This is a genomic window from Pseudazoarcus sp. NS20 (assembly GCF_059703745.1).
Genome location: NZ_BAAKIY010000003.1, coordinates 140,547 through 166,299 on the forward strand (window position 1 = coordinate 140,547; position 25,753 = coordinate 166,299).

Consider the following 25,753-nt stretch of genomic DNA (forward strand, 5'->3'; position numbering starts at 1 on the left):
AAAGAGTCTCAGCGCAGATAGGCTGCGTGCATGCCTTCGAGTTTGCCCTGTGCCAGCAGCAGCAGGTCACAGACTTCTCGAGCGGCGCCTCGGCCGGCCGGGCGGGTGCCGGTGAAAACCACGTGTTCCTTCACGAAATCATGGCCATCCACGGGGGTGGCCGAGAAGCCGCAAAGCCGCAAAATCGGAAGGTCCACGACATCGTCCCCCATATAGCCCGCTTGTTGGGTATGGAGTTTGCGCTCGTTCAATATTGACTGCATCAAACTGCGCTTGTCGGAAACGCCCATGTGCAATTCGCGGATGCCCAGATTGGCCGCGCGCAGTTCCAGCGCGCGCGAGCTGCGTCCGCTGATGATCACGACTTCGATGTCGGCTTCCATCAACATGCGCAGGCCGTGGCCATCGAGGCTGGAAAAGGCCTTGATCTCATCACCGTTCGGGGTGAAGTAGAGGCTTCCATCGGTCAGTACGCCGTCTACATCGAAGCCCATCAGGCGGACTTGCGCGGCGCGTTCGAGTGCGTTTTTCATCAAATGACTTTGGCCTGCATGAGGTCGTGCGTGTTCAGGGCCCCGGCGAGGGTGTCATCGGCGCCCACGACCAGCAATTGGCTGATGCGCAGGCGCTCCATCATTTCCGCCGCCTCAACCGCCAGGGCTTCCGGCCGGATGCGCTGAGGGTCGCGCGTCATGACCTCGCCGATGCTGGCGTTACGGATGTCAGCGCCGCGTTCGAGTGCGCGACGTAAGTCGCCATCGGTGAAAATGCCTTCGATCAAGCCGCTTGCTTGCGTGACGACGGTCATGCCGAGTCCGCCGCGAGTCATTGCCAGCAGCGCCTCGACTACCGGAGCATCAGGCCGCACCTGGGGGACATGCTCCGCGCTGCGCATGACATCGCGCACATGCGTCAGCAGGCGCCGGCCGAGTGCGCCGCCGGGGTGCGCGTTGGCGAAATCCGAAGCGCTGAAGCCTCGTGCTTCAAGCAGCGCGACGGCCAACGCATCGCCCAAGGCCAGCGCGGCAGTAGTGCTGGCGGTGGGGGCAAGATTCAGCGGGCAGGCTTCTTCCGCAACGGCCGCGTCGAGATGAACATCGGCTTCGCGTGCGAGCACCGAGTCGGGGCGTCCCGTCATCGCGATCAGGCTTGCACCGCGGCGCTTTACCTGCGGCACGATGGTGAGAATTTCTTCGCTGCTGCCGGAGTTGGAAAGCGCGATCACGACGTCTTCGGGGGTGATCATGCCGAGATCGCCGTGCGCGGCCTCTGCCGCGTGAACGAAGTACGCCGGGGTGCCGGTGCTGGCCAGCGTGGCGGCAATCTTGCGCCCGACGTGCCCGGACTTTCCGATGCCGGTCACCACCACGCGCCCGGTGCGGGCCAGAATGAGCGCTACCGCACGCTCGAAGTCGAGATCGATGCGGTCGATCAAGGCCGCTACGGCGTCTGCTTCGATGCGCAAAACGCGTTTTGCAATGTCGCGGGCGCTGCTCATGTCATTCGGTTTCCGGCGTTTCGGAGCGGGTTGCAGAGTATACCAGAGCGTTCTGCTGGCGATTTCCTCGCAGCCAGCGGCCGGAGCGGCTCGTCAAGCGTGCCTCGGGGCCTTGCCGTGTTGTGCCAATGCGACGTTCCGGGGCGGGTTGTGTGGTAGATTTGCACCCCTCTGACTCCCCCCGGTTTCAAGCTTTGGCCCTTAATCAGGATTCCCCTCTTGTCGAGTTGCAGGATGTCCGTTTCGCCTATGGCGATCGCGAGATCCTCAAAGGCGTGAACCTCACGGTGCCGCGCGGCAAGGTCGTCGCCATCATGGGTGGCAGCGGCTGTGGCAAGACCACGCTGCTTCGCCTGATCGGCGGCCAACTGCGAGCCAGCGCCGGATCCGTCGTCGTCGATGGCGAGAATCTGGGCAATGTCGGACGAGATCGCATGTACGCCATGCGCCGCCGCATGGGCATGCTGTTCCAGTTCGGGGCGCTCTTCACCGACATGTCAGTGTTCGAGAACGTGGCTTTCCCCATGCGCGAACACACCGATCTGCCTGCGGAGCTCATCGAAAGCCTGGTGTTGATGAAGCTCAATGCGGTCGGTTTGCGCGGCGCGGCGCGGTTGCAGCCTTCCGAGCTTTCCGGGGGGATGGCGCGCCGTGTGGCCTTGGCGCGCACGATTGCACTCGATCCGATGCTGGTGCTGTACGACGAGCCGTTTGCGGGTCTGGATCCGATCTCGTTGGGCATCATCGGGCAATTGATTCGCAAGTTGAATGATGCGTTGGGCGCCAGCACCGTCATGGTCACCCATGACGTGCACGAATCGTTGTCAATCGTGGACTACGTTTATTTCGTTTCGGACGGCGGCATCGTCGCCGAAGGTACACCCGACGAGATTCGTGCATCCAAGGACCCCTTCGTGCATCAGTTCATTCACGCCGAGGCCGACGGGCCGGTGCCGTTCCACATGTCGGCTCCGCCGATCGGCGAAGCTCTGCTGGGAGGGCGCAGCGCATGAGCGGTCCGGTATCTGCCGTGCGTCGCATCGGCAACATGGTCACCGAAGGGGTGTGGCGTCTGGGGTTTGCGACGCGCTTCCTGTTCCTGATTCTGTTGTATTCCGGCCAGTCCCTGCGTCGGCTGCATTTGACGATTCGCGAGATCTACTTCAGCGGTGTGTTGTCGCTGCTGATCATCGTCGTCTCCGGCCTCTTCGTAGGCCTGGTGCTTGGCCTGCAGGGGTACGAGACGCTGCAGCGCTTCGGCTCTGGCGACGCGCTGGGTGTGCTGGTGGCCTTGTCGCTCACGCGTGAGTTGGGGCCGGTGGTGGCAGGGCTGTTGTTTGCCAGCCGGGCAGGCTCTGCAGTGACGGCCGAAGTGGGACTGATGAAAACCACCGAGCAGTTGAAAGCCATGGACATGATGGCAGTGAACCCGATCGCGCGCGTGGTTGCGCCGCGCTTCTGGGGCGGCGTGATTACAATGCCCTTGCTGGCAGCCATTTTCACCGCGATGGGTATTTTGGGAGGGTGGTTGATCGGCGTCGTGGTGATCGGCGTTGATTCCGGGGCCTTCTGGTCGCAGATGCAGGCAGCGGTCGATTTCCGCTATGACATCCTGAACGGTGTCATCAAGAGCGTCGTGTTCGGCGTGGCGGTGTCATTGATTGCGGTGTTCGAGGGCTACGACTGCCATCCCACTGCCGAAGGTATTTCGCGCGCCATCACGCGCACCGTGGTGAGTTCGGCACTGGCCATTCTCGCCATCGATTTCATATTGACTTCATTCATGTTCCGGGGGGCGTCATGAGCCGTACCACGCTTGACCTGTGGGTCGGGATTTTCGTCGTCATCGGCGTTGGCGCGCTGTTCTTTCTGGCGCTGCGCGTAGGTAATGTTTCGAGCGTCGACCTCTCCGAGGCGTATACCGTACGCGGCCAGTTCGACAACATCGGTGGCCTCAAGGTGCGTGCGCCGGTTAAAAGTGCCGGCGTAACGGTAGGGCGCGTCAATACCATCCGTTTTGATACGCACAGCTACCGTGCCGTGGTTGAAATGAGCATTTCGCGTGATTTCGATTTCCCGAAAGACACCATCGGCTCGATTCTGACCTCCGGTCTGCTGGGTGAGCAGTACATTGGCCTGGATGCGGGCGGCGATGTCGAGAATCTCGAAAATGGCGACACCTTGCAGATCACGCAGTCGGCCATCGTGTTGGAAAAACTGATCGGGCAGTTCCTGTTCGATCGCGCAGGAGCGGGCGCCGAGTAAGTCGTCCGGGCGTGTTCCCCGCGCTGTGTGACAGGGTGGGGTCAGATCAATCATCAAGAAAAACAGAGAAACCATCATGGCCACGCAATCCTTTACTCGCGTATTCGTGCTGCTGTTGGCATTTGCGATGCTCGTGCTGACGGGGTGTGCATCGAATCCGCGCAACCCTGATGACCCGCTCGAGGGCTACAACCGGGCAATGTTCAGCTTCAACGATGGCGTTGATCGGGCAATCCTCCGGCCTACGGCCAAGGCATACGAGACGGTGGTGCCGCAAATGGTGCGCACTGGCATCGGCAACGTGTTCAGCAATATCGGTGATGTCTGGATCGGCATCAATAACCTGCTGCAGGGCAAAGTGGGTGACGGCATGTCCGACCTGATGCGCTTCGCCGTAAACTCGACCTTCGGCATTCTCGGCATTTTCGATGTCGCGACCGAGATGGGCATGCACAAGAATGACGAGGACTTCGGTCAGACGCTCGCGGTCTGGGGGGTTGGCGAAGGCCCGTATTTCGTGATGCCGCTGCTCGGGCCTCGCACCATCCGTGATGCGGCAGCGACTCCGGTCGACATGTATGGCAGCGGCTGGTCCCAGGTCGACCATGTGCGCACGCGCAATGCCATTCTGGCGGTCCGCGTGATTCATACGCGCTCCCTGCTGCTGCGGGCAGACCGCGCTGTAGAAGGGCAGATCGACAAGTACGCGTTCGTGCGTGACGCTTATCTTCAGTCGCGCCGCTACAAGGTCTACGACGGCAATCCGCCGGTCGAATACGAAGATTTCGACGCCAAGAGCAGTCGCTCGCGCGACCTGTTGTATCAGACTGACGCAGATATTGTGGCGATCGCTGCGGTCGGGCGGATGGAATTTGTTGATCCGGTCGCGGTCGATGGTGCGTCCGATACTGTTTTCACGAGGTAATTCATGAAGAAGTTTTTGCTCGCACTTTGCCTGACGGTCGGCTCGACGCTGGCCACTGCATCGGTTCCGACTGACAAGCCCGACGAGCTGGTCAAGGCGCTGACGGAGGAGGTGCTCTCCATCCTGCGCTCCGACGACAATCTCAAAAAGGGTGACGTCAGCCGCGCGGTCGACAGCATTGAGCAAGTCGTCCTGCCGCATTTCAACCTGCGCCGCATGACCATGCTGGCCGTGGGTCGCGACTGGCGTGACACCACCGAGGCTCAGCAAAAGCGCCTGGTGGATGCTTTCTATGAAATGCTTGTTCGCACCTATTCGAATGCCCTGACCGAGTTTCGCAATCAGACCGTTGCCTATCGCCCGCTGCGCATGAGCCCGGAAGATCGTACGGCGCGCGTGCAGACCGAGGTGCGGCAGCCCGGCGGCCAGCCCATCCCGGTCGATTACGTCCTGGAGAAGGACGGCGATGCCTGGAAAGTGTTCGATGTCGTGGTGGCTGGCGTGAGTCTTGTCACCAACTACCGCAGCACCTTCGCCCAAGAGATTCGCTCGGGTGGCATCGACGGCTTGATCAATGCGCTGGAGACGCGCGGCTCGGACATCGCCAAGCGTGCCGAGCAGAACGCGAGCAAAGCCCAGTGAGTGTTCAGGCAGAGCAGGTCCTCGTGCTGGAAGGCGCTTTGACCATGGAGACGGTAGCCTCTCGGGTCGCCGAGGGTCGGCGCCTGGCGAGTTCTGGGAACCTGCTGCTTGATCTCTCGGCCGTTACCGATTCGGATTCGGCGGCACTGGCCTTGATGCTCGATTGGATCAGGACCGCACGAGCCGCGGGTCATGACGTGGCTGTGCAGGGCATGCCGGCAGGCATCTCGAGTCTGGCCGAGTTGTACGGGGTAGCCGAACTACTGCCTTTGAATGAGGCTGCTGCGAGCGTTTGATGCCGGTTTCTGCAATCAATATCCAGGAGGTCACCAAGCAGTATGGTGGCCTCCATGCACTTTCAGGCGTCAGTCTGGAAGTGGAGCAAGGCGAGTTCTTCGGCTTGCTCGGGCCCAATGGTGCGGGCAAGACCACCTTGATCTCGGTTTTGGCCGGCCTGGTTCGTCCCACATCGGGCAGCTTGGCCATCATGGGCTACGACGTTGTGCGCGATTACCGGGAGGCGCGCATGCGCTTGGGCGTTGTACCCCAGGAACTGGTGTTCGACCCCTTCTTTTCGGTGCGCGAACTGCTGCGTATCCAGTCGGGTTATTTCGGTATTGCCAACAACGATGCCTGGATCGACGAGATCCTGCACCATCTCGACCTGTTGCCGAAGGCGGATGCGAACATGCGCACCCTGTCGGGCGGGATGAAGCGGCGGGTGCTGGTGGCTCAGGCGCTGGTTCATCGTCCGCCCGTCATCGTGCTGGACGAACCCACGGCCGGCGTGGACGTCGAGTTGCGCCAGGGCCTTTGGGAGTTCATTCGCAAACTCAATCGCGATGGTCACACCATCGTGTTGACCACGCATTACCTCGAAGAGGCCGAGACGTTGTGCGAGCGCATCGCGATGCTCAAGGGCGGGCGCATCGTCGCCCTGGATCGCACACGTGATCTGCTTGAGCGCTTCGCCACGCACACCTTGTCGGTACGCATGCCGGATGCGCAGATCGGCATCGCGATGGGCGGCAGTGCCACGGAAGACGGCTGGGTGAATTTTGGCTTCGACTCATACGCCGAAGTCGAGCCCTTGCTGACGCGTCTGCGCGAGGCAGGTGCTCGGGTCGAAGAGATGCGCATCGGTGAGCCGGATCTCGAGGACGTGTTCGTGGAGGTGATGCAGCGTGCCTGAATTCGCCCCCCGCCCGCCGGTTTCACGCTGGACGGGTTTCCGCACCTTGCTCTACAAGGAAGTGCTGCGCTTCTGGAAGGTTTCTTTCCAGACTGTGGCCGCCCCGGTGCTGAGTTCGGTGCTGTTCCTGCTGATTTTTTCGCACGTGCTGGACCGGCATGTGACGGTCTACGGCGACGTCGGTTACACGACCTTCCTCGTGCCGGGGTTGGTGATGATGTCGCTGCTGCAGAACGCCTTTGCCAACACTTCGTCTTCGCTGATCCAGAGCAAGATCACCGGCAACATCGTGTTCGTGCTGCTCCCGCCGATCTCGTATCTGGAGTTCTACGCCGCCTACGTGGTGGCGGCAATGCTGCGCGGCCTGTTGGTCGGTGCGGGTGTCTGGCTGGTATCCATACCCTTCGTCGATCTGCCGCTGCAACAGCCTCTGTGGGTGCTCACCTTTGCGCTGGCTGGCGGGGCCATTCTCGGCTCGCTCGGCATCATCGCGGGCGTGGTTGCCGAGAAGTTCGACCAGCTCGCAGCGTTTCAAAACTTTTTGATCATGCCGCTGACCATGCTTTCCGGCGTATTCTATTCAATCAATTCGTTGCCCTCGCTGTGGCAGGATGTCTCCCATGCGAACCCGTTCTTCTTCATGATCGACGGCTTCCGCTACGGTTTTTTCGGCCAGTCGGATGTTTCTCCCTGGCTCAGTCTCCTGGTGGTCGGTATCAGTCTTGCGATGCTCGCGACGCTTACGCTCGCGTTGCTGGCGCGTGGCTATAAATTACGCAGTTAACAGAGCAATAAGGGAAGTGCAGAGAATGTTTCAAGCGTCGGAAGTCGAGCGGTTGATCGCAGCAGGGCTGGACTGTGAGTTCGTCGAAGTGAAGGGTGAGGATGGCGTGCATTTCAGCGCTATCGTCGTGAGCCCGCTGTTCGAGGGCGTGTCATTGCCGGATCAGCACCGGATGGTGAAGGCAGCCTTGGGTAACCGCATCGACAGTGGCGAAATCCACGCTCTTGGTCTGAAGACCTACACGCCGGCGCGGTGGGTCACCGTGCGCTCGACGCTGGGCTACTGAGTTTCCATGGACAAGCTCCGAATCGAAGGCGGTACGCGCCTCAGCGGTGAAGTAGACATCTCCGGCGCCAAGAATGCAGCCTTGCCGATCCTGTGCGCGGCTTTGCTCACGCGTGATCCGCTGGTGCTGCACAACGTTCCGCGTCTGAATGACATCGATACCCTGTTGCGCTTGCTGGGGAGCATGGGCGTGAAGTCCGAGCGCGATGGCGATGTGGTCACGCTGGATGCTTCGGAGATATCCGAAGCGGTCGCGCCGTACGAGATGGTCAAGACCATGCGCGCCTCGATCCTGGTGCTGGGGCCGTTGGTGGCTCGCTGTGGCGAGGCGCGGGTTTCGTTGCCCGGGGGCTGTGCAATCGGAGCTCGCCCTGTCGATCAGCATATCCGCGGCCTGCAAGCCATGGGGGCGGAAGTCACGGTGGAGCATGGCTATGTGCACGCGGTGGCAAAGCGCCTCAAGGGTGTGAGCTTGGTGACCGATATGGTGACTGTGACCGGCACTGCCAACCTGATGATGGCTGCCACGCTTGCGGAAGGCGAGACGGTCATCGAGAACGCCGCGCGTGAGCCTGAAATCGTCGATCTGGCCAATTGCCTGATTGCGATGGGCGCACGTATTCGTGGCGCCGGTACCGACGTGATCCACGTGCAGGGGGTCGAGCGTCTGCACGGCACCACGCATTCGGTGATGCCGGATCGTATTGAAACCGGCACCTATCTGTGTGCGATTGCCGCAACCGGTGGGGAGGGGCGGCTTACCCGTACCTCGGCAAGCTACCTCGATGCAGTGGTCGACAAACTCATCGAAGCGGGTTGCAGCGTTACCGCGGAAGAGAATGCCATTCACTTGCGAGCGCCGGTACGACTACGTTCGATTGATCTGCGCACTGCGCCGTATCCTGCATTCCCGACCGACATGCAGGCGCAGTTCATGGCCATCAACACGATTGCCGAAGGCAGCGCCGTCATTCGCGAGACGATCTTCGAGAACCGCTTCATGCATGCGGTGGAGTTGCAGCGTCTGGGTGCGGACATTGCCATCGATGGCAATACGGCGGTGGTGCGTGGTGTGCGTAAGCTGGAGGGTGCGACGGTCATGGCGACCGATTTGCGCGCTTCGGCGAGTCTGGTGATTGCCGGCCTGGTGGCCGAGGACGAAACCACGATCGAGCGTATCTATCACCTCGACCGTGGTTATGAGCGCCTCGAAGCCAAGCTCGGGGCTCTGGGCGCGCGCGTCTGCAGGGTCAAATAATCAGGCGGCGTTCTCGGCTGGTTGCGACACAACCTCGAGCACTTCGAGCCGTACGGTGTGACCGTCGACGGTGGGCCAGTCGATGCTCTGACCTGTAGACAAGCCGAGCAGCGCGCTGCCCGCCGGCGTGAATACCGAAATGCCGTTTTCGCCATGGCTGCGGTCGCCCGGCCACGTCAAGGTCAGCTCGCGTTCGCGTTTGGCGGGCAACTCGCGGATGCGCACGCAGCTGTTCATCGTGACCACATCCGTCGGCATGTCACCCGGCTCGCGGATTTCGGCCCGCTCGAGTTCAGCGCGTAGCCCGTCCAGATCGGCGCGCTGGCGTGCGGCCGGTGTAGCGAGCAGGCCCTCCAGGCGGTCGAGGTCGGGCGAGGAAACGATGATTTCGGGCTTCATGTCCTGATTTCCGTTAAACAAGAGTCGTAAAAGGAAAATGGCCGATTCGCGCCATAGCGCGGCTCAGCCATTTCGAAGGCAGGTTAACACTTCGCCTCGCGGGTTACAATCCTGCCCTTACTGATCGTCGAGGCTTTGTCTGTGTCCAGCATCACCATCGCCCTGTCCAAGGGGCGAATCTTCGAGGAAACCTTGCCGTTGCTTGCCGCTGCAGGCATCGAGCCGACGGATAATCCCGAGAGTTCGCGCAAACTGATCATCGGCACCAACCGCCCGGAAGTGCGGCTGGTGATTGTGCGTGCCACCGATACCCCGACCTACGTACAGCATGGTGCGGCGGATCTGGGGATTGCCGGCAAGGATGTGCTGATCGAACACGGCGGGGACGGCCTGTATCAGCCGCTCGATCTCGAAATCGCGCGCTGCAGGCTGAGTGTGGCGACCCGTGAGGGCTTCGATTACGCCGCAGCCTCGCGCCCCGGTGGCCGCATCCGTGTGGCCACCAAGTACATCGAGAGTGCCAAGGCCCACTTTGCGGAGAAGGGCGTGCACGTCGACCTGATCAAGCTGTATGGCTCGATGGAGCTGGCGCCGCTGGTCGGCCTGGCTGATGCCATCGTCGATCTGGTGTCCACCGGCGGCACTTTGCGCGCCAACGGTCTGGCGGAGGTCGAGCACATTCGCGACATCAGCTCGCGTCTGGTGGTCAATCAAGCCTCGCTGAAACTCAAGCACGCCTTGATTCAACCGATGCTCGAAGCTTTTTCCGGCGCCATCGTCAAAGGGAGAGAGGCATGAGCATTCGCCGCATGGACAGCCGCACTCCGGGGTTTTTGGCGGAGCTCGACGCACTGCTTGCTTTCGAAGGCGGGGCAGACGCGCGTATCAACGACGCTGTCGGCGAGATCCTCGCGGCGGTGCGCAACACGGGTGACGATGCCGTCATCGAGTACACCCGTCGGTTCGATCGTCTGGAGGTGTCCAGCATGGCCGAGCTCGAGTTGCCGCACGCCGAGCTCAAGGCAGCGCTCGACGGTCTTTCCGTCGAGCAGCGCGAGGCGCTGCGTGAGGCTGCGGATCGGGTTCGCCGCTATCACGAACGTCAGACGGCCGAGTCCTGGGAGTACACCGAGGAAGATGGCACGCGTCTTGGCCAGAAGGTGACGCCGCTGGATCGCGTGGGCCTGTATGTGCCGGGAGGGCGGGCTTCGTACCCGAGCTCGGTGCTGATGAATGCCATCCCGGCCAAGGTTGCCGGCGTCAAAGAACTGATCATGGTGGTGCCGACACCCGGTGGCGAGAAGAACCCCTTGGTGCTCGCCGCGGCCGCGATCACCGGGGTGGATCGGGTGTTCACCATCGGCGGAGCCCAGGCCGTGGCAGCGCTGGCGTATGGCACACAGACTTTGCCGCAAGTGGACAAGATTGTCGGCCCAGGCAACGCTTATGTGGCCGAAGCCAAGCGCCGCGTGTTCGGTACAGTCGGCATCGACATGGTGGCCGGGCCGTCCGAAGTGCTGATCATTTCGGATGGCAGCGGCAACCCCGACTGGGTGGCGATGGATCTCTTCGCGCAGGCGGAGCACGACGAGCTGGCGCAGTCCATCCTGCTGTGCACCGACGCTGACTTCATCGAGTCGGTTGCGGCCAGCATCGAGCGTTTGTTGCCGAGCATGCCGCGGCGTGAAACCATCGCGACTTCGCTGAAGAACCGCGGTGCCTTGATCAAGGTGGAGTCGCTCGAGCAAGCGTGTTCGATCGCCAACCGCATTGCCCCCGAACACCTTGAGCTTTCACTTGAGGATGCCGCGCAATGGATCGACCACATTCGCCATGCCGGTGCGATCTTCGTCGGTCACTGGTCGGTGGAAGCGCTGGGTGATTACTGCGCAGGCCCCAACCACGTTCTGCCGACCATGCGCAGCGCGCGTTTTTCGTCGCCGCTGGGGGTGTATGACTTCCAGAAGCGCACCAGCATCATCGAAATTTCGGAAGCCGGTGCGCAAAAGCTGGGCAAGGTCGCTTCCATCCTCGCGCATGGCGAGGGGCTGCAGGCCCACGCACGCTCGGCCGAGATGCGTTTGCGCAACTGATTGATGGGCGTGTCGAAGGCGGGCCGGGCAGGGGAGATCCTCTTGCCCGGCCCGTTTTGCATTCAGCCGAGAATTTCGCGCAGCGCAGACACCAGGGTCGTGCACTGCTCGTTCGTGCCAACGGTGATGCGCAGGTAATGCTCAAGGCGCGGCTTGGCGAAGTGGCGCACCAGAATGGCGCGATCCCGCAGCGCCTTGGCCAGCGCTGCCGCGTCGTGCTGCGGATGGTGGGCGAAGACGAAGTTGGTGGCGGACGGCATTACCTCGAAGCCCAGTTCGCCCAGCTCGACCGTAAGCCGGTCGCGGCTGCCGATGACGCGCCGGCAGGTGTCCTGGAAATAGGCCTCGTCCTCGACCGAGGCAATGGCCCCGGCCAGGGCGATGCGGTCGATGGGGTACGAGTTGAAGCAGTTCTTGACGCGCTCAAGGCCGTCGATCAGGTCACGGTGCCCCATCGCGTAGCCCACGCGCAGGCCGGCCAGTGCGCGCGACTTCGAGAAGGTTTGCACAACCAGCAGGTTGGGGTGCCGATCGATCAGCGTTACAGCACTCTCGCCACCGAAGTCCACGTAGGCTTCGTCCACCACGACCACGCATTGCGGGTTGGCGGCAACGATGCGCTCGACGTCCTTCAACGGCAGTGGTCGGCCAGTGGGTGCATTGGGGTTGGCGAAAATGATGGCGCCCGCGCGCGCGTCTTCGCGCGGCAGATAATCCTCGGCGACGATGCGGTAATCCTCGTCGAGCGGGATGGCCTCGTAGTCGATGCCGTAAAGGCCGCAATACACTGGGTAGAAGCTGTAGGTGATGTCCGGCATCCACAGCGCTCGATCGTGCTTGAGCAGGCCCTGGAAAACATGTGCGAGCACTTCGTCGGAACCGTTGCCGATGAAAAGCTGCTCCGGCTTGAGCCCGAAGCGTGCGGCGAGTGCTTCGCACAGCCCTTGGCCGCGCGGGTCAGGGTACAGCCGCAGTGCGTCACCTGCAGCCAAGTGGATCGCTTCGAGCGTCTTTGGGGAAGGGCCGTACGGGCTTTCGTTGGTGTTCAGCTTGATCAGGTTTTCGACGCGGGGTTGCTCGCCCGGAACGTAGGGGTCAAGTCCGTGGACGATGGGGCTCCAGTAGCGGCTCATCTGGCTTCCAGTTTTGGGGCTTTGATTCGGGGTTTCTCGCGGCACGAATGCCACGACGGCTTGCTGCCTGATTGCGTCGCGATGGTATCATGGCGTGTCCATGGCACTGCCATGGCACCCTATTCACAACCCCGAACGGATACTCATGCGGCAGGCTGAAGTCACCCGCGACACGCTCGAAACCCGTATTACCGTCAAGATCAATCTGGACGGCAGCGGCACTTCGAGCTTCGCGACCGGCGTACCCTTTCTCGATCACATGCTCGACCAGATCTCGCGCCATGGCGTGATCGATCTCGACGTGAAGGCAGAGGGCGACGTCCACATCGATGATCACCATACCGTTGAGGATGTCGGTATCACGCTGGGGCAAGCTTTTGCCAAGGCGCTGGGCGACAAGAAGGGCATCCGTCGCTACGGCCACTCGTATGTGCCGCTGGACGAGGCGCTGTCGCGCGTGGTGGTCGATTTCTCCGGCCGTCCGGGGCTGCATTATTTCGTCGATTACACGCGTGCCCGCATTGGCAGTTTCGATGTGGATCTGGCGCGCGAATTCTTCCAGGGTTTCGTCAACCACGCGGCGGTCACCTTGCACATCGATAATCTGCGTGGCGACAATGCGCATCACCAGTGCGAAACCATCTTCAAGGCATTCGGCCGCGCCTTGCGCATGGCCGCCGAGCGCGATGAGCGCATTGCCGGCAGCGTGCCTTCGACCAAGGGTGCTCTCTGACTCTTGCCGTTCTCCGTTCAAGTTGCGAGTGAATTCCCGATGACGGATATCGCCATCATCGACTACGGCATGGGCAACCTGCGTTCGGTTGCCAAGGCCGTCGAACATGTTGCACCCGGCTGTACCATTGCCGTGACCTCCGACCCCCGAGTGGTGGCTGCCGCTTCGCGCGTGATTTTCCCCGGCCAGGGCGCGATGCCCGACTGCATGCGCGAGCTCGAAGCGCGCGGCGTGCGGGAGGCTGTGGTGTCGGCTGCTGCGAGCAAGCCCTTTCTGGGGATCTGCATCGGTGAGCAGATGCTGTTCGAGCACAGTGAAGAGGGCGATGTGCCCGGGCTCGGGATCCTGTCCGGCCGTGTCGTGCGCTTCCCTGAAGCGGCGAGCATGAAGACCGCTGATGGTGGCCACCTGAAGGTGCCGCACATGGGCTGGAATGAGGTTCATCAAGCCGATCCGGGCCACCCCATGTGGGACGGCATCGACGATGGCGAGCGCTTTTACTTCGTGCACAGCTACTACGTCGCGCCGTCGGGTGATTCATTGAGTGCTGCTGAAACCACTTATGGCCTTCGGTTTACCAGTGCCGTGGGGCGGGATAATATTTTTGCGGCGCAGTTCCACCCCGAGAAGAGCGCGCGCGCCGGTCTGCAACTGCTTTCAAACTTCGTCCGCTGGAATCCCTGAGCGCGGGCTTTTTCGAACCACTTTTCCTTAGCAAGACACTCCCATGCTGCTGATTCCCGCCATCGACCTCAAGGACGGCCACTGTGTGCGCCTCAAGCAGGGCGAAATGGACGACGCCACCGTCTTCTCCGATGACCCCGCGGCCATGGCCCGCCATTGGGTCGATCTCGGCGCCCGTCGCCTGCATCTGGTCGACCTGAACGGCGCCTTCGCCGGCAAGCCGAAGAACGAGGCGGCCATTCGCGCCATCGTCAAGGAAGTGGGCGATGATCTGCCGGTACAACTGGGTGGCGGCATTCGTGATCTCGATACCATCGAGGCCTATCTGGACAGCGGCATCAGTTACGTCATCATCGGCACGGCCGCGGTGAAGAATCCCGGGTTCCTGCACGACGCCTGCACGGCCTTCCCCGGGCATGTCATCGTCGGGCTCGACGCCAAGGACGGCAAGGTCGCGACCGATGGCTGGTCGAAGATCACCGGTCACGATGTCATCGACCTTGCCAAGAAGTACGAAGATTACGGCGTGGAAGGCGTGATCTACACCGATATCGGGCGTGACGGCATGCTCTCCGGCGTGAACATCGAGGCCACCGTGCGCCTCGCGCAGGCACTGCGCATTCCGGTCATCGCCAGCGGTGGCATCACCGACCTGTCGGATATCGACCGTCTTTGCGCCGTCGAAGAAGAGGGCGTCATGGGCGCCATTACCGGCCGGGCCATTTACGAAGGTACGCTGGATTTCGCCGCAGCTCAGGCCCGCGCCGATGAGCTCAACGGCGGCGACGCCTGATGCTTGCCAAGCGCATCATCCCCTGCCTCGACGTCAATGCCGGACGCGTCGTGAAGGGCGTGAATTTCGTCGAGCTGCGTGATGCCGGCGACCCCATTGAGATCGCCCGCCGCTACGACGAGCAAGGTGCCGACGAACTGACCTTTCTCGACATCACCGCAAGTTCGGACGCGCGCGACATCATCCTGCACGTGGTTGAAGAGGTCGCCAATCAGGTATTCATTCCGCTGACCGTGGGCGGTGGTGTGCGCAGTGTCGAGGATGTGCGCCGCCTGCTCAATGCCGGTGCCGACAAGGTCAGCATGAACACCGCGGCGGTGACCAACCCGCAGCTCGTTGCCGAAGCATCGGGCAAGGTGGGCAGTCAGTGCATCGTCGTGGCCATCGATGCCAAGGCGGTCGGGCCGGGGCGCTGGAACGTTTTCACTCACGGCGGTCGTAACGATACCGGCTTGGATGCCGTCGAGTGGGCCAAGCAAGTGGTTGCGCTCGGCGCGGGGGAAATCCTGCTGACCAGCATGGACCGTGATGGCACCAAGTCCGGCTTCGATCTTCAATTGACCCGCGCCGTCTCCGATGCGGTGTCGGTACCGGTGATTGCCAGCGGTGGGGTCGGGAACCTCGACCACCTCGCCGATGGCGTGTCGCTCGGTCATGCCGACGCCGTGTTGGCCGCCAGCATTTTCCACTTCGGGCAGCACACCGTGCGCGAAGCCAAGGAGTTGATGCGGGCGCGCGGCATAGAGGTGCGACTGTGAGTGAAGCGTGGCTTGAGCAAGTGCAGTGGGATGAAAACGGCTTGGTGCCGGTGATCGCCCAGGAAGCATCGAGTGGCGATGTGCTGATGTTCGCCTGGATGAACCGCGAGGCGCTGTTGCGCACGGCTGAATTGGGCGAAGCCGTCTATTGGTCACGTTCGCGTAGCAAGCTGTGGCACAAGGGTGAAGAGTCTGGCCATACGCAGCGCGTGATCGACATGCGCATCGACTGCGACAACGACGTGGTCTTGCTGAAGATTGAGCAGGTGGGTGGTATTGCCTGCCACACCGGACGCCATAGTTGCTTCTTCCAGCGCCGCATGCAGGATGGTCGCTGGGAAGCGGTTGAGCCGGTGCTCAAGTCGCCGAAGGATATCTACAAATGATCGACCTTGAAGTGCTGCGCCGCGTCTCGGCCACGTTGGAAGTCCGCAAGGCGGCGAGCCCCGACGCCTCCTACGTCTCCAGCCTGTACGCCAAGGGCAACGATGCGATCTGCAAGAAGGTCGCTGAAGAGGCTGCGGAAACCATCATGGCGGCGAAGGATGCCGACCGCTTGCATCTCGTGCATGAGGTTGCAGATCTGTGGTTTCATTCGCTGGTGCTGCTGTCGCACCACGGGCTCGGTGTAGATGACGTGGCTGCGGAGTTTCGCCGTCGCGAAGGCATTTCGGGCATTGAGGAAAAGAATTCCCGCAACAAGGCATGAGGCAGATGAAGGTGAGCGACTGCATTTTCTGCAAGATCGTCGCGGGCGACATCCCGGCGAAGAAGTTGTACGAAGACGACGATTGTGTCGCGTTTCACGACATCAATCCGGCGGCGCCGGTGCATTTTCTGGTGATTCCGAAACAGCACATTCCGACCATGCTCGACGTCGAGCCCGAGCATGCGGCGGTGATGGGCAAGATCATGACTGTCGCGGCGCAGCTTGCCCGCGAACAGGGATTGAACGACGGTTTCCGCACCATCATCAACGCGGGAAAGGTCGGCAGGCAGGAGGTGTATCATCTCCACGTCCATGTACTTGGTGGTCCGGACGTGTTGCCGGCCATGTTGAAGCATTGAGGAGAGCGTAATGGGTTCTTTCAGCATCTGGCACTGGCTGGTCGTCCTGGTGATCGTCCTGCTGGTTTTCGGTACCAAGAAGCTGCGCAACGTCGGGTCTGATCTCGGTGGCGCAGTGAAAGGCTTCAAGGACGGCATGAAAGAGGCTGACAAGCCTGCCGACGATACGACGCAAAGCCGTATCGCCGATGCCGACACCCTTGATGCCGAAGTCAAGGAAAAGTCCGACAAGGTCAATTCCTGAGCGCTTCCGCGCCGTAGCCGCGCTGTAGCGCGGCTTTTGGCGTGGTCGTTGCCTTCACCGGTTTCACGGAACTCCAGCCAATGTTTGATTTCGGTTTTTCCGAGATGCTCCTTGTCGCGGTCGTGGCCCTCATCGTCGTGGGCCCGAAGCGTCTTCCGACGGTGGCGCGCACGATCGGGCACTTGCTCGGACGCATGCAACGCTATGTAGCCGAGGTGAAATCAGACGTGTCGCGAGAGATGCAGCTTGATGAACTGAAGAAGCTGCAGCAGCAGGTGCAAGAGCAGGCCCGCGATCTCGAGTCTTCGATCCGCAAGCAGGCGGACGGTATCGAGTCGAGCGTGCGTGATACCGCTCAGGACGTTGAGCAGGCGGTGGCGCCGAATGATTCGATTGCGCCGCCGATGAATCCCCCTCCGATGGCGCCGGTGAGCGATGCCGAGGTGCGCACGCCGCAGCCGCTGCCGGCCGAACCGGAAGATGAATCCCAGCTGAAACTTGGTCTGGGTGAGGGTGCACAGGCTGAGCCGCAGCGTTCGCCAGAGTCAAAGGGCTGAACGCCGTGGAAGAAACCTTCATTTCTCATCTGGTCGAACTGCGTGATCGGCTGTTGCGCGCCATCATCGCGATCATCGTATTGTTCGTGGTCTTGATGCCATGGGCTGGCGACATCTACGACATCCTCGCGATGCCCATGATGAACACGCTGCCCGAAGGCACGAACATGATCGCCACGGGCGTCGTCACGCCCTTCTTCGTGCCAGTCAAGGTCACGTTGATGGTGGCTTTCCTGCTCGCCTTGCCCTATGTACTGCACCAAGCCTGGGCTTTCATTGCGCCGGGTCTGTATTCCCACGAAAAGCGCATCGGTCTGCCGCTCGTGATCGGCACCACGCTGCTGTTCCTTGCGGGCATGGCGTTTTGCTACTTTTTCGTATTCCAGACGGTCTTCAAGTTCATTTACGAGTTCGCGCCCAAGAGCATCATGGTGGCGCCGGACATCGAGCAGTACCTGTCTTTCGTGATGACTTTGTTCATCGCCTTCGGCTTGACCTTCGAGGTGCCGGTAGTGGTGATCCTGCTGGCCAAGGTGGGTGTGGTAGACGTGCAAAAACTGCGCGAAGCCCGCCCGTATGTAATCGTCGGCGCCTTCGTCATTGCTGCGATCATCACGCCGCCCGACGTCATCTCGCAGTTCATGCTGGCCGTGCCGATGATCACGCTGTACGAGGTGGGCATTCTGCTGGTTCGCATGATGAGCAAGCGAAAGGTCGAGCAGGAAGATGTGGGGGGGGCTGAAGGCGCTTATGTCGCTCCCGATGAATCGGACCTTGATCGCGAGCTGGATCAGATCGAGCAGTCAGAGCGCAAGCCCTGATGCAGGCAAGCCGCTGATGCCGTGAGCGTTCAGCGGCTGCCGTTCTGAGGTGTGGGGCGGCGTCCGATCTCCACCGTCATCTGCAATTCCTGGCGATCGCGCCACAAATTTACCGTGGCCCGTTGCCCCGGGCGCAGCGCGGCTACGCTCTCGAGCACTTCGCGTGCGCTCCGAATCGGGCGGCCTTCAACGCTGATCAGCACATCACCCGGTCGTAGCCCGTCACGTTCGGCCGGGCCACCGCGCAGCACGCCGGCAATGAGCGCGCCTCCGCCCCCCGGCAAGCCGAACGATTCGCCCAGCTCGGCCGAAACCTCCTGAATTTCAACGCCGATCCAACCCCGCGTTACCTGACCGTCTGCAACGATCTGGCGAAAGACGTCTAGCGCCAGCGACGCCGGAATGGCGAATCCGATGCCAAGTGATCCGCCCGAGTTGGAGTAGATCGCGGTGTTCATGCCGACGAGGTTTCCCTGGCTATCTACCAGGGCGCCGCCGGAGTTGCCGGGGTTGATCGCAGCATCGGTCTGGATGTAGTTCTCGAAGGTATTGATGCCCAGACGAGAGCGGCCGAGGCCTGAAACGATGCCCATGGTGACGGTCTGGCCGACTCCGAAGGGGTTGCCGATGGCCAGAACAACATCACCGACCCGGAGGGATTCGTTGGGGGCGAAGGTGATCGGCTGGAGTTCGCCCGTGCCGTTGATGCGCAGCACGGCCAGGTCCGATTCGGGATCTCGTCCCACGACTTCGGCCGGGAACTTGCGGCCATCGTTGAGGGCAACTTCGATCTTGTCTGCACCCTCGATGACATGGTTGTTGGTCAGGATGAAACCGTCGGCACTGACGATGACGCCGGAGCCCAGCCCCGAAGATTCTTCACGCGGGCCATTGTCTTGCGGCATGCCGAAAAAGCGTCGGAACAGGGGGTCGTTCAGCAGCGGGTGAGCTTGCTGGGCGGGCGCAGCACTGCGAGTGAAGATATGCACCACCGCCGGCATCGAGATCGCGGCCGCGTCGGCATATGAATTGCGTAGTGCCGGTGGGGTGGCTGCCTCGGCCAGTTCGCCGGCAGAGAGGGCTTCGCGCACGGTGACCACGGTGGCCTGGGTGACAGGGCCAAGCCAGTCGGGCTTGAGCGTGCTCAGCACGAACAGGGCTGCGACAGTAACCGTTACAGCCTGCGCAAAAATCAACCAGAGGCGATGCATGCAGTGCGATCCGCAGAGTGTGTGCAGATGTTGGTCGCTTCCGGCCGCTTCGCCTCCCTCCGGTATCATCGGGAAAGACGTTTTGGCGTGGAGGAAAAATGCGACTGAACGAACTGCGGGAATATGTGGACGGACTGCTCGAAATTTCGAGCTACCGCGATTATTGCCCAAACGGATTGCAAGTGGAAGGACGCCCGGACGTGCTCTCCGTGCTGTGCGGTGTCACGGCGAGCCAGGCTTTGCTGGATGAGGCGGTGAAGGGGGAGTATGACGCGATATTCGTCCATCACGGCTACTTCTGGCGCGGCGAGGACGGTCGAGTGACGGGCATTCGCAAGCAGCGCCTGGCGACGCTTCTCAAGCACGACATCAGCTTGTTTGGTTATCACCTGCCGTTGGATGCACATCCTGAGCTTGGTAACAACGCACAGCTTGCGCAGATGGCGGGTTGGGTGCCGGATGGAGCTCGCTTCGGAGAGCAGAGGCTGGGGTGGCTGGGTGCGCCGGAGCAGGAATGCTCGGCCGGAGCGCTGGCGAAGAGTCTTGCGCTGGCCTTGAATCGTGAGCCTCAGCTGGTGGGTGACGAGAACCGCGCAGTGAAGCGCATCGCGTGGTGCACGGGTGCCGCTCAGGGTTTTTTCGAGCAAGCAATCGAGGCGGGAGCCGACGTGTTCGTTTCCGGGGAAATTTCGGAGCCTACCGTTCATCTGGCGCGCGAATCAGGCGTGCCTTACGTCTCGGCGGGCCACCATGCCACAGAGCGCTACGGCATCCAAGCCTTGGGGGAGTATCTGGCGCAAAAACTGGAGTTGCGCGTCGATTTCGTGGATATCGACAATCCGGTGTGAGCCACCGGGGTGTAATGGTGCACCGCGCAAAGTGGTGTACGGGATTTCCACAACGCGACAACGAGTTATACTGCCGGGTTCTTGGCATCAGAGCTCCTGACCGGGGGGCGAGCACGAGATCGGGTAGTGCCTACCAGGCGAGACCTCTGGAAGACATCGGTACAAGGTAGATGTCGTCCGCCATACAACCAAAAAATTTGATCGTCCCATCAACCGTTCGCGGCCCGTCAGAGGTCGCAACTTCGATCGAAGGGCAACCATGAAAATTCATGAGTACCAGGCAAAAGAAGTTCTGAGGAAGTTCGGCATCGTCACGCCGAAAGGCGTTCCGTGTTTCTCCGTCGATGAAGCCGTCAAAGCGGCCGAGAGCCTCGGTGGCAAGATCTGGGTCGTCAAGGCGCAGATTCACGCCGGTGGCCGTGGCAAGGGCGGTGGCGTCAAGCTCGCCAAGTCGCTCGACGAAGTGCGTAGCCACGCCGATTCCATCCTCGGCATGCAGCTCGTTACGCACCAGACCGGCCCCGAAGGCCAGAAGGTCCGTCGTCTTATGGTCGAGGAAGGCGCTGACATCCAGCACGAGTACTACGTCGCTGCGCTGACCGACCGTGCCACGCAGAAGGTCGTTCTGATGGCCTCGTCGGAAGGCGGCATGGACATCGAGGAAGTCGCCGAAAAGACTCCCGAGAAGATCATCAAGGTGTTCGTCGATGCGCTGACCGGTCTGACCGACGCCCAAGCCGGCGAACTCGCCGACGGCATCGGCATGCCGGCAGAAGCCCGTGCCAACGCCATCGACGCGTTCAAGAAGCTGTACACCTGCTACATGGAAACCGACGCTTCGTTGGCCGAGATCAACCCGCTGATCCGCGAGGGCAACGGCACGGTCAAGGCGCTCGACGCCAAGTTCGATTTCGACTCCAACGCGTTGTTCCGTCACGAAGACATCGTCGCCTACCGCGATACCGATGAAGAAGACGAGCAGGAAATCGAAGCTTCCAAATACGACCTCGCCTACATCAGCCTCGATGGCGATATCGGCTGCATGGTGAACGGTGCCGGTCTGGCCATGGCCACCATGGACACCATCAAGCTGTTCGGCGGCGAGCCGGCCAACTTCCTCGACGTCGGCGGCGGTGCCACGACCGAGAAGGTTACGGCGGCTTTCACGATCATGCTCAAGAACCCGAAGGTCAAGGGCATTCTGGTGAACATCTTCGGTGGCATCATGCGCTGCGACACGATCGCCAACGGTGTCGTTACCGCTGCTCGCGAAGTCAAGCTCAGCGTGCCGCTGGTCGTGCGCATGAAGGGCACGAACGAAGAAGTCGGCAAGAAGATCCTGGCTGAATCCGGCCTGCCGATCATTGCTGCGGACACCATGGCTGAAGCTGCGACCGCGATTGTCAACGCGGTCAAGGGCAAGTAAAGGAGCAAGCGAATGTCGATTCTCATCAACAAGGACACCAAGGTCATTACCCAGGGCATGACTGGCAAGACCGGTCAGTTCCACACCGAGAAGTGCATCGAGTACGCGAACGGCAAGAACTGCTTCGTTGCCGGCGTGAACCCGAAGAAAGCCGGTGAGTCGCTCCTGGATGTGCCCATCTTCGCAACTGTTGCCGATGCCAAGTCGGCTACCGGTGCCACGGCTTCGGTGATCTACGTGCCGCCCGCAGGCGCGGCTGCCGCCATTCAGGAAGCCGTTGATGCCGATCTCGATCTCGTGATCTGCATCACCGAAGGCATTCCGGTTCGCGACATGCTCGAACTGCGCACCCGCATGCGTGCCAAGGAAGCAGCCGGTGGCAAGCGCACCCTGCTGATCGGGCCGAACTGCTCGGGCGTGATTACGCCGGAAGAAATCAAGATCGGCATCATGCCTGGCCACATCCACAAGAAAGGCCGGATCGGTGTTGTGTCGCGCTCCGGCACGCTGACCTATGAATCCGCCTCGCAGCTGTCCGACGTCGGTCTGGGTCAGTCCACCGTGGTGAACATCGGTGGTGACCCGATCAACGGTCTGAAGCACATCGACGTGATGAAGATGTTCAACGACGATCCGGATACCGACGCCGTCATCATGATCGGCGAGATCGGTGGCCCGGACGAGGCTACGGCCGCTCGTTGGTGCAAGGACAACATGAAGAAGCCGGTTGTCGGCTTCATCGCCGGTGTGACCGCACCCGCAGGCAAGCGCATGGGCCACGCCGGTGCGCTGATCTCGGGCGGCGAAGACACCGCTGATGCCAAGCTCGCCATCATGGAAGAGTCTGGCTTCAAGATCACGCGTGATCCGTCCGTCATGGGCAAGCTGCTGAAGTCGCTGCTGTAAGAGCAACTTCCGCATGAAAAAGCGCCGGCTTCGTCCGGCGCTTTTTTGTTTACGGGCCCTCTACGCGCAGTTCGGTCGTATCCGGCTAGAATCGCAACCATGAACTATTTCATGAATCGTCCTCGATACGCATGAGCGTAGTCCCCCGTCTGATACTAAGCATGGATGGTCTCGTGTTGCGCGAGATCGTGCTCGATCGCGAGCGTCTGAGCATCGGGCGCAAAGGCGTCAATGAGATCCAGATCGAGGATCTCGCGATCAGTGGTGAGCATGCCCGCATCACCACCATTCTCGGTGATTCGTTTCTCGAAGATCTCGATAGCACCAACGGAACGAACGTAAATGGCAAACCTGTCACACGCAGGGCTCTGTTGGATGGTGACGTCATTACCTTGGGCAAGTATCGTCTCAAATTCCTGGCAGCCAAGATGACGCAGGAAGAGGAGGCGCAGCGCTTGCGTGCCTCGACGGTCGTGCCGTTGGGCGAGCGTGCGGATTCGGCGCCTCAGCAGCACGAGCAGCCCAGGTCGCGCACCGCCGTGGTCAAGGTGTTGAGCGGCCCTCATGCGGGGCGTGAAGTCGTATTGACCAAGGCGCGCACGATGCTCGGCAGTCCCGGAGGGCAGGTGGCGGCGATCACGCGCAAGCCGGGTGGCTTCCACCTGGTTGCCGTGGAGGGAGAGCGCCCTCGGATCAATGGCCAGGTCATTGCGGAAGAGGGGCTGGACTTGGGCGAACGGGCGGTGTTCGAGCTGTCCGGAATTTGCATGGAGTTCGATTTGCGCGGCTGATCTCGCCTCGAAGTCGAACCAAGGGGCGAACATGAAGCTGGCAGTGCTCGGCTGCAGTGGCGGGATCGGTGGGGGCGAACGTCGCACGACGTCGTTTCTGGTCGACGACGACATCCTGCTCGATTGCGGTACGGGGGTGGGCGATTTGCCGCTCGAGGCATTGGTGCGCATCGATCACGTGTTCTTGACCCACGCGCATTTCGATCACATTGCGTTCTTGCCTTTGCTGGCGGACTCGGTGGCCGAGTGGCGCAACGCCCCGGTCACCGTTCATGCCTTGCCTGGCACTTTGGAAGCCTTGCGCAGGCATGTCTTCAACACCACGATGTGGCCTGATTTCACGGTGTTGCCAGAGGGTAACCCGATGCTGCGTTTCAAGGCTGTCGAGGTCGGTGACTGCGTCGAGTTGAATGGGCGTCGCATCCAGGCATTGCCGGCCTTTCACAGTGTGCCGGCGCTGGCATGGTGTCTCGACAGCGGGGCGGGCAAGTTGGTGTTCAGTGGCGATACGCGGTTTGATCCGGGTTTCGTGGCGGCGCTGAATGCACTCGGCCCCTTGCAGCATCTGTTGATCGAAACGGCCTTCACCGATGAGCAGCGAGACCTCGCCGAGGCGTCCAGTCATCTGCATCCACAATCGTTGATCTGCTTGCTGAGCGGAATTCGCAGCAATCCGCAGGTCCATATCAGCCATCTCAAACCGGGGCAGGAATTTCGCGTGACCGAGCAGATCGAAGCCGGCGCCGGTCGCCTGCGTCCATCGATGTTGTTGCGTGGTGAAGTGCTGGAGTTCTGAGCGTCGCGGGTCTGGGCGCCTGGCTGCGGTAGAATCGCGCCTTTGCAATGCCCGTTTCGGGCTGCCCGCGCCGTTACCAGACCGCTCCAGGAGTTTTCGATGTTCCGCATCGCCCCCAGTATTCTTTCCGCCGACTTCGCTCGCCTTGGTGAAGAAGTTCGTGACGTCGTCGCGTCCGGAGCCGACTGGATACATTTCGACGTGATGGACAACCACTATGTGCCCAACCTCACGGTAGGCCCGCTGGTGTGCGAGGCCATTCGTCCGCACACAACGGCGCCGATCGATGTGCACCTGATGGTGCGTCCGGTGGACCGCATCATTCCCGACTTTGCCAAAGCCGGCGCAAACATCATCACCTTTCATCCCGAGGCTTCAGATCACGTCGATCGCAGTCTGGCGTTGATCCGCGAGCACGGCTGCCAGGCTGGACTGGTGTTCAACCCGGGCACGCCGCTGCATTACCTCGATCACGTCATGGATCGCATCGACGTGGTGCTGCTGATGAGTGTGAACCCCGGGTTCGGTGGGCAGAAGTTCATCCCCGGCACGCTCGACAAGCTGCGCCAGACGCGCGCACGGCTGGATGCCTATGAGCAGCAAAGCGGTCGGCGCATCCTGCTGGAGGTCGATGGTGGCGTGAAGATCGACAACATCGCCGAGATCGCCAAGGCGGGCGCGGATACCTTCGTTGCGGGTTCTGCGGTGTTTGGCGCTGCTTCGACTGCTGATCCCAACCGATACGACAGCGTGATTTCCAGTTTGCGCGCCGAGCTCGCCAAGGCCGCAGCGTGAGCGCAGGGCGCTTTGATGTCGAGGCGGTGTTGTTCGACCTCGACGGCACTCTGATCGATACCGTGGATGACATTGCGTTGGCAGCCAATCGCATGCTCGCAGAGCTGGGTCGGCCGGTGCGCGAGGTGGCACAGATCCGCACCTTTGTCGGCAAGGGCATTCCCAATCTTGTCACGCGCTGCATGACTGAAGGCGCCACGGCGTCGCAAGACCAGATCGCGGCGGCGGTCGCGGTATTCCTGCGCCATTACGCCGACGTCAATGGCTTGCATGCCACGGTATACCCGACGGTGCGCGAGACGCTTGCCACACTGAGGAAAATGGGCATCAAGCTCGCCTGCGTCACCAACAAGGCCGAGGCGTACACCTTGGCTTTGCTCGAGCGTGTCGGGCTCGCCGACTTTTTCGATGTGGTCGTGAGTGGTGACACCTTGCCGGTGAAAAAGCCCGACCCGGCGATGCTGCACCATGCTTGCGAAGCCCTCGGCGTGCGCCGCGCATTGATGGTGGGTGATTCGGCGAATGACGCTCTGGCGGCGCGAGCGGCAGGCATGCCGGTGCTGCTGGTGACCTACGGTTACAGCGAGGGTGTGCCGGTGGACACCATCGAATGCGATGGGCTACTATCGAACGCATCCGAGGCGCTTGACCGCATTCAGCGGCACTGAAAGCGCAGCGGTTTTTTTGACCACTCTCCGATTTCGATCATCGTGACTCTCAATCAACGGGTACTCCACGGGGAACACGCCTTTCACGCCGCAGCGCAATGCCGCTGGCGGGGCTGGCGCTGGCCTTCCGGCCTCTGATACTCGCTTCAATCGCGGGCGTTTGCCTGCGGCCCCGTTCTG

The 25,753-nt window shown here is 61.4% G+C and carries 34 protein-coding genes; 29 read left to right on the plus strand and 5 right to left on the minus strand.

The window, feature by feature from the left end; all coding sequences use genetic code 11:
• Positions 1-8 precede the first annotated feature (8 nt).
• Both AC6H0W_RS09310 and AC6H0W_RS09315 read right to left on the minus strand, forming a co-directional pair.
• Positions 9-533: a KdsC family phosphatase gene (locus tag AC6H0W_RS09310; protein ID WP_497576887.1), complete on the minus strand. Its 525-nt coding sequence runs from the start codon at positions 531-533 to the stop codon at positions 9-11.
• The gene (locus tag AC6H0W_RS09315; RefSeq protein ID WP_497576888.1) at positions 533-1,498 is read right to left on the minus strand and encodes a KpsF/GutQ family sugar-phosphate isomerase; all 966 of its coding nucleotides are present in this window, start codon (positions 1,496-1,498) and stop codon (positions 533-535) included. The genes AC6H0W_RS09310 and AC6H0W_RS09315 overlap by 1 nt, the downstream gene beginning before the upstream one ends.
• A 194-nt stretch (positions 1,499-1,692) precedes the next feature.
• Between AC6H0W_RS09315 and AC6H0W_RS09320 the strand changes: the two genes are divergently transcribed.
• The 10 genes from AC6H0W_RS09320 (at position 1,693) to murA (ending at position 8,849) form a co-directional block, all read left to right on the plus strand.
• The gene (locus AC6H0W_RS09320) at positions 1,693-2,511 is read left to right on the plus strand and encodes an ABC transporter ATP-binding protein (protein ID WP_497576889.1); all 819 of its coding nucleotides are present in this window, start codon (positions 1,693-1,695) and stop codon (positions 2,509-2,511) included.
• Positions 2,508-3,302, plus strand: coding sequence for a lipid asymmetry maintenance ABC transporter permease subunit MlaE (mlaE, locus tag AC6H0W_RS09325; protein ID WP_497576890.1), 795 nt, complete (start codon positions 2,508-2,510; stop codon positions 3,300-3,302). Before AC6H0W_RS09320 ends, mlaE begins: the two co-directional genes overlap by 4 nt.
• Entirely contained in the window at positions 3,299-3,763 is a 465-nt protein-coding gene (mlaD, locus tag AC6H0W_RS09330; RefSeq protein ID WP_497576891.1) for an outer membrane lipid asymmetry maintenance protein MlaD, read from the plus strand. The genes mlaE and mlaD overlap by 4 nt, the downstream gene beginning before the upstream one ends.
• A gap of 76 nt (positions 3,764-3,839) precedes the next feature.
• On the plus strand, positions 3,840-4,688 hold the full coding sequence (locus tag AC6H0W_RS09335; protein ID WP_497576892.1) for an MlaA family lipoprotein: 849 nt from the start codon (positions 3,840-3,842) through the stop codon (positions 4,686-4,688).
• Between the two features lie 3 nt (positions 4,689-4,691).
• Complete coding sequence (locus AC6H0W_RS09340; RefSeq protein WP_497576893.1) at positions 4,692-5,330, plus strand: MlaC/ttg2D family ABC transporter substrate-binding protein; 639 nt, start codon at positions 4,692-4,694, stop codon at positions 5,328-5,330.
• Complete coding sequence (locus AC6H0W_RS09345; RefSeq protein WP_497576894.1) at positions 5,327-5,626, plus strand: STAS domain-containing protein; 300 nt, start codon at positions 5,327-5,329, stop codon at positions 5,624-5,626. Before AC6H0W_RS09340 ends, AC6H0W_RS09345 begins: the two co-directional genes overlap by 4 nt.
• Positions 5,626-6,522 carry an ABC transporter ATP-binding protein gene (locus tag AC6H0W_RS09350; RefSeq protein ID WP_497576895.1) on the plus strand — a complete coding sequence of 299 codons (897 nt, stop codon included), beginning with the start codon at positions 5,626-5,628 and terminating at the stop codon, positions 6,520-6,522. The genes AC6H0W_RS09345 and AC6H0W_RS09350 overlap by 1 nt, the downstream gene beginning before the upstream one ends.
• Before the next feature lie 46 nt (positions 6,523-6,568).
• Positions 6,569-7,306 carry an ABC transporter permease gene (locus AC6H0W_RS09355; RefSeq protein ID WP_497576896.1) on the plus strand — a complete coding sequence of 246 codons (738 nt, stop codon included), beginning with the start codon at positions 6,569-6,571 and terminating at the stop codon, positions 7,304-7,306.
• Positions 7,307-7,331: 25 nt separating this feature from the next.
• Positions 7,332-7,592, plus strand: a complete 261-nt coding sequence (locus AC6H0W_RS09360) for a BolA family protein (RefSeq protein WP_497576897.1) — start codon at positions 7,332-7,334, stop codon at positions 7,590-7,592.
• A 6-nt stretch (positions 7,593-7,598) separates the two neighbouring features.
• Complete coding sequence (murA, locus tag AC6H0W_RS09365; RefSeq protein WP_497576898.1) at positions 7,599-8,849, plus strand: UDP-N-acetylglucosamine 1-carboxyvinyltransferase; 1,251 nt, start codon at positions 7,599-7,601, stop codon at positions 8,847-8,849.
• Here murA and rnk read toward each other — a convergent pair whose 3' ends face one another.
• Entirely contained in the window at positions 8,850-9,248 is a 399-nt protein-coding gene (gene rnk, locus AC6H0W_RS09370; RefSeq protein WP_497576899.1) for a nucleoside diphosphate kinase regulator, read from the minus strand.
• 141 nt (positions 9,249-9,389) lie between these two features.
• Here rnk and hisG point away from each other — a divergent pair, with 141 nt between their 5' ends.
• Positions 9,390-10,046: an ATP phosphoribosyltransferase gene (gene hisG, locus AC6H0W_RS09375; protein WP_497576900.1), complete on the plus strand. Its 657-nt coding sequence runs from the start codon at positions 9,390-9,392 to the stop codon at positions 10,044-10,046.
• Positions 10,043-11,341 (plus strand): histidinol dehydrogenase, encoded by a 1,299-nt coding sequence (gene hisD, locus AC6H0W_RS09380; RefSeq protein WP_497576901.1) that lies wholly within the window; start codon positions 10,043-10,045, stop codon positions 11,339-11,341. Before hisG ends, hisD begins: the two co-directional genes overlap by 4 nt.
• A 62-nt stretch (positions 11,342-11,403) precedes the next feature.
• Here the strand turns inward: hisD and hisC are convergent, their stop codons facing one another.
• On the minus strand, positions 11,404-12,474 hold the full coding sequence (hisC, locus tag AC6H0W_RS09385; protein ID WP_497576902.1) for a histidinol-phosphate transaminase: 1,071 nt from the start codon (positions 12,472-12,474) through the stop codon (positions 11,404-11,406).
• Between the two features lie 145 nt (positions 12,475-12,619).
• On the opposite strand from hisC, the gene hisB reads away from it, so the two are divergent.
• The 10 genes from hisB to tatC all read left to right on the plus strand — a co-directional run bounded on the left by hisB (position 12,620) and on the right by tatC (position 18,132).
• On the plus strand, positions 12,620-13,207 hold the full coding sequence (gene hisB, locus AC6H0W_RS09390) for an imidazoleglycerol-phosphate dehydratase HisB (protein WP_497577336.1): 588 nt from the start codon (positions 12,620-12,622) through the stop codon (positions 13,205-13,207).
• A gap of 39 nt (positions 13,208-13,246) precedes the next feature.
• The gene (hisH, locus tag AC6H0W_RS09395; RefSeq protein WP_497576903.1) at positions 13,247-13,891 is read left to right on the plus strand and encodes an imidazole glycerol phosphate synthase subunit HisH; all 645 of its coding nucleotides are present in this window, start codon (positions 13,247-13,249) and stop codon (positions 13,889-13,891) included.
• 43 nt (positions 13,892-13,934) lie between these two features.
• Positions 13,935-14,684 carry a 1-(5-phosphoribosyl)-5-[(5-phosphoribosylamino)methylideneamino]imidazole-4-carboxamide isomerase gene (gene hisA, locus AC6H0W_RS09400; protein ID WP_497576904.1) on the plus strand — a complete coding sequence of 250 codons (750 nt, stop codon included), beginning with the start codon at positions 13,935-13,937 and terminating at the stop codon, positions 14,682-14,684.
• Positions 14,684-15,442, plus strand: a complete 759-nt coding sequence (gene hisF, locus AC6H0W_RS09405; RefSeq protein ID WP_497576905.1) for an imidazole glycerol phosphate synthase subunit HisF — start codon at positions 14,684-14,686, stop codon at positions 15,440-15,442. Before hisA ends, hisF begins: the two co-directional genes overlap by 1 nt.
• Positions 15,439-15,828, plus strand: coding sequence for a phosphoribosyl-AMP cyclohydrolase (gene hisI / locus AC6H0W_RS09410; protein WP_497576906.1), 390 nt, complete (start codon positions 15,439-15,441; stop codon positions 15,826-15,828). The genes hisF and hisI overlap by 4 nt, the downstream gene beginning before the upstream one ends.
• Positions 15,825-16,151, plus strand: a complete 327-nt coding sequence (locus AC6H0W_RS09415) for a phosphoribosyl-ATP diphosphatase (RefSeq protein WP_497576907.1) — start codon at positions 15,825-15,827, stop codon at positions 16,149-16,151. Before hisI ends, AC6H0W_RS09415 begins: the two co-directional genes overlap by 4 nt.
• Before the next feature lie 11 nt (positions 16,152-16,162).
• Complete coding sequence (locus AC6H0W_RS09420) at positions 16,163-16,510, plus strand: histidine triad nucleotide-binding protein (RefSeq protein ID WP_497577337.1); 348 nt, start codon at positions 16,163-16,165, stop codon at positions 16,508-16,510.
• Positions 16,511-16,520: 10 nt separating this feature from the next.
• Positions 16,521-16,754 carry a Sec-independent protein translocase subunit TatA gene (gene tatA / locus AC6H0W_RS09425; protein ID WP_497576908.1) on the plus strand — a complete coding sequence of 78 codons (234 nt, stop codon included), beginning with the start codon at positions 16,521-16,523 and terminating at the stop codon, positions 16,752-16,754.
• Positions 16,755-16,834: 80 nt separating this feature from the next.
• Positions 16,835-17,311 (plus strand): Sec-independent protein translocase protein TatB, encoded by a 477-nt coding sequence (tatB, locus tag AC6H0W_RS09430; protein WP_497577338.1) that lies wholly within the window; start codon positions 16,835-16,837, stop codon positions 17,309-17,311.
• Positions 17,308-18,132 carry a twin-arginine translocase subunit TatC gene (gene tatC, locus AC6H0W_RS09435; RefSeq protein WP_497577339.1) on the plus strand — a complete coding sequence of 275 codons (825 nt, stop codon included), beginning with the start codon at positions 17,308-17,310 and terminating at the stop codon, positions 18,130-18,132. The genes tatB and tatC overlap by 4 nt, the downstream gene beginning before the upstream one ends.
• Before the next feature lie 29 nt (positions 18,133-18,161).
• Here the strand turns inward: tatC and AC6H0W_RS09440 are convergent, their stop codons facing one another.
• Entirely contained in the window at positions 18,162-19,343 is a 1,182-nt protein-coding gene (locus tag AC6H0W_RS09440; protein ID WP_497576909.1) for a trypsin-like peptidase domain-containing protein, read from the minus strand.
• Positions 19,344-19,441: 98 nt separating this feature from the next.
• Between AC6H0W_RS09440 and AC6H0W_RS09445 the strand changes: the two genes are divergently transcribed.
• The 7 genes from AC6H0W_RS09445 to AC6H0W_RS09475 all read left to right on the plus strand — a co-directional run bounded on the left by AC6H0W_RS09445 (position 19,442) and on the right by AC6H0W_RS09475 (position 25,573).
• On the plus strand, positions 19,442-20,191 hold the full coding sequence (locus tag AC6H0W_RS09445) for a Nif3-like dinuclear metal center hexameric protein (protein WP_497576910.1): 750 nt from the start codon (positions 19,442-19,444) through the stop codon (positions 20,189-20,191).
• A 259-nt stretch (positions 20,192-20,450) separates the two neighbouring features.
• Positions 20,451-21,617 carry an ADP-forming succinate--CoA ligase subunit beta gene (gene sucC, locus AC6H0W_RS09450; RefSeq protein WP_497576911.1) on the plus strand — a complete coding sequence of 389 codons (1,167 nt, stop codon included), beginning with the start codon at positions 20,451-20,453 and terminating at the stop codon, positions 21,615-21,617.
• A gap of 12 nt (positions 21,618-21,629) precedes the next feature.
• Complete coding sequence (gene sucD / locus AC6H0W_RS09455; RefSeq protein WP_497576912.1) at positions 21,630-22,523, plus strand: succinate--CoA ligase subunit alpha; 894 nt, start codon at positions 21,630-21,632, stop codon at positions 22,521-22,523.
• A gap of 131 nt (positions 22,524-22,654) precedes the next feature.
• The gene (locus AC6H0W_RS09460; RefSeq protein WP_497576913.1) at positions 22,655-23,314 is read left to right on the plus strand and encodes an FHA domain-containing protein; all 660 of its coding nucleotides are present in this window, start codon (positions 22,655-22,657) and stop codon (positions 23,312-23,314) included.
• A gap of 31 nt (positions 23,315-23,345) precedes the next feature.
• Positions 23,346-24,110, plus strand: a complete 765-nt coding sequence (locus AC6H0W_RS09465; RefSeq protein ID WP_497576914.1) for a 3',5'-cyclic-nucleotide phosphodiesterase — start codon at positions 23,346-23,348, stop codon at positions 24,108-24,110.
• A gap of 99 nt (positions 24,111-24,209) precedes the next feature.
• Positions 24,210-24,905, plus strand: a complete 696-nt coding sequence (gene rpe, locus AC6H0W_RS09470) for a ribulose-phosphate 3-epimerase (protein WP_497576915.1) — start codon at positions 24,210-24,212, stop codon at positions 24,903-24,905.
• Entirely contained in the window at positions 24,902-25,573 is a 672-nt protein-coding gene (locus AC6H0W_RS09475) for a phosphoglycolate phosphatase (protein WP_497576916.1), read from the plus strand. Before rpe ends, AC6H0W_RS09475 begins: the two co-directional genes overlap by 4 nt.
• Positions 25,574-25,753 lie beyond the last annotated feature (180 nt).

Coding starts and splice junctions, on each gene's coding strand:
- AC6H0W_RS09310 (WP_497576887.1), bottom strand. CDS start 533: ATGAAAAACGCACTCGAACGCGCCGCGCAAGTCCGCCTGATGGGCTTC.
- AC6H0W_RS09315 (WP_497576888.1), bottom strand. CDS start 1,498: ATGAGCAGCGCCCGCGACATTGCAAAACGCGTTTTGCGCATCGAAGCA.
- mlaE (WP_497576890.1), top strand. CDS start 2,508: ATGAGCGGTCCGGTATCTGCCGTGCGTCGCATCGGCAACATGGTCACC.
- mlaD (WP_497576891.1), top strand. CDS start 3,299: ATGAGCCGTACCACGCTTGACCTGTGGGTCGGGATTTTCGTCGTCATC.
- AC6H0W_RS09335 (WP_497576892.1), top strand. CDS start 3,840: ATGGCCACGCAATCCTTTACTCGCGTATTCGTGCTGCTGTTGGCATTT.
- AC6H0W_RS09340 (WP_497576893.1), top strand. CDS start 4,692: ATGAAGAAGTTTTTGCTCGCACTTTGCCTGACGGTCGGCTCGACGCTG.
- AC6H0W_RS09350 (WP_497576895.1), top strand. CDS start 5,626: ATGCCGGTTTCTGCAATCAATATCCAGGAGGTCACCAAGCAGTATGGT.
- AC6H0W_RS09360 (WP_497576897.1), top strand. CDS start 7,332: ATGTTTCAAGCGTCGGAAGTCGAGCGGTTGATCGCAGCAGGGCTGGAC.
- murA (WP_497576898.1), top strand. CDS start 7,599: ATGGACAAGCTCCGAATCGAAGGCGGTACGCGCCTCAGCGGTGAAGTA.
- rnk (WP_497576899.1), bottom strand. CDS start 9,248: ATGAAGCCCGAAATCATCGTTTCCTCGCCCGACCTCGACCGCCTGGAG.
- hisD (WP_497576901.1), top strand. CDS start 10,043: ATGAGCATTCGCCGCATGGACAGCCGCACTCCGGGGTTTTTGGCGGAG.
- hisC (WP_497576902.1), bottom strand. CDS start 12,474: ATGAGCCGCTACTGGAGCCCCATCGTCCACGGACTTGACCCCTACGTT.
- hisB (WP_497577336.1), top strand. CDS start 12,620: ATGCGGCAGGCTGAAGTCACCCGCGACACGCTCGAAACCCGTATTACC.
- hisH (WP_497576903.1), top strand. CDS start 13,247: ATGACGGATATCGCCATCATCGACTACGGCATGGGCAACCTGCGTTCG.
- hisA (WP_497576904.1), top strand. CDS start 13,935: ATGCTGCTGATTCCCGCCATCGACCTCAAGGACGGCCACTGTGTGCGC.
- hisF (WP_497576905.1), top strand. CDS start 14,684: ATGCTTGCCAAGCGCATCATCCCCTGCCTCGACGTCAATGCCGGACGC.
- AC6H0W_RS09415 (WP_497576907.1), top strand. CDS start 15,825: ATGATCGACCTTGAAGTGCTGCGCCGCGTCTCGGCCACGTTGGAAGTC.
- tatA (WP_497576908.1), top strand. CDS start 16,521: ATGGGTTCTTTCAGCATCTGGCACTGGCTGGTCGTCCTGGTGATCGTC.
- tatB (WP_497577338.1), top strand. CDS start 16,835: ATGTTTGATTTCGGTTTTTCCGAGATGCTCCTTGTCGCGGTCGTGGCC.
- AC6H0W_RS09440 (WP_497576909.1), bottom strand. CDS start 19,343: ATGCATCGCCTCTGGTTGATTTTTGCGCAGGCTGTAACGGTTACTGTC.
- AC6H0W_RS09445 (WP_497576910.1), top strand. CDS start 19,442: ATGCGACTGAACGAACTGCGGGAATATGTGGACGGACTGCTCGAAATT.
- sucC (WP_497576911.1), top strand. CDS start 20,451: ATGAAAATTCATGAGTACCAGGCAAAAGAAGTTCTGAGGAAGTTCGGC.
- sucD (WP_497576912.1), top strand. CDS start 21,630: ATGTCGATTCTCATCAACAAGGACACCAAGGTCATTACCCAGGGCATG.
- AC6H0W_RS09460 (WP_497576913.1), top strand. CDS start 22,655: ATGAGCGTAGTCCCCCGTCTGATACTAAGCATGGATGGTCTCGTGTTG.
- AC6H0W_RS09465 (WP_497576914.1), top strand. CDS start 23,346: ATGAAGCTGGCAGTGCTCGGCTGCAGTGGCGGGATCGGTGGGGGCGAA.
- rpe (WP_497576915.1), top strand. CDS start 24,210: ATGTTCCGCATCGCCCCCAGTATTCTTTCCGCCGACTTCGCTCGCCTT.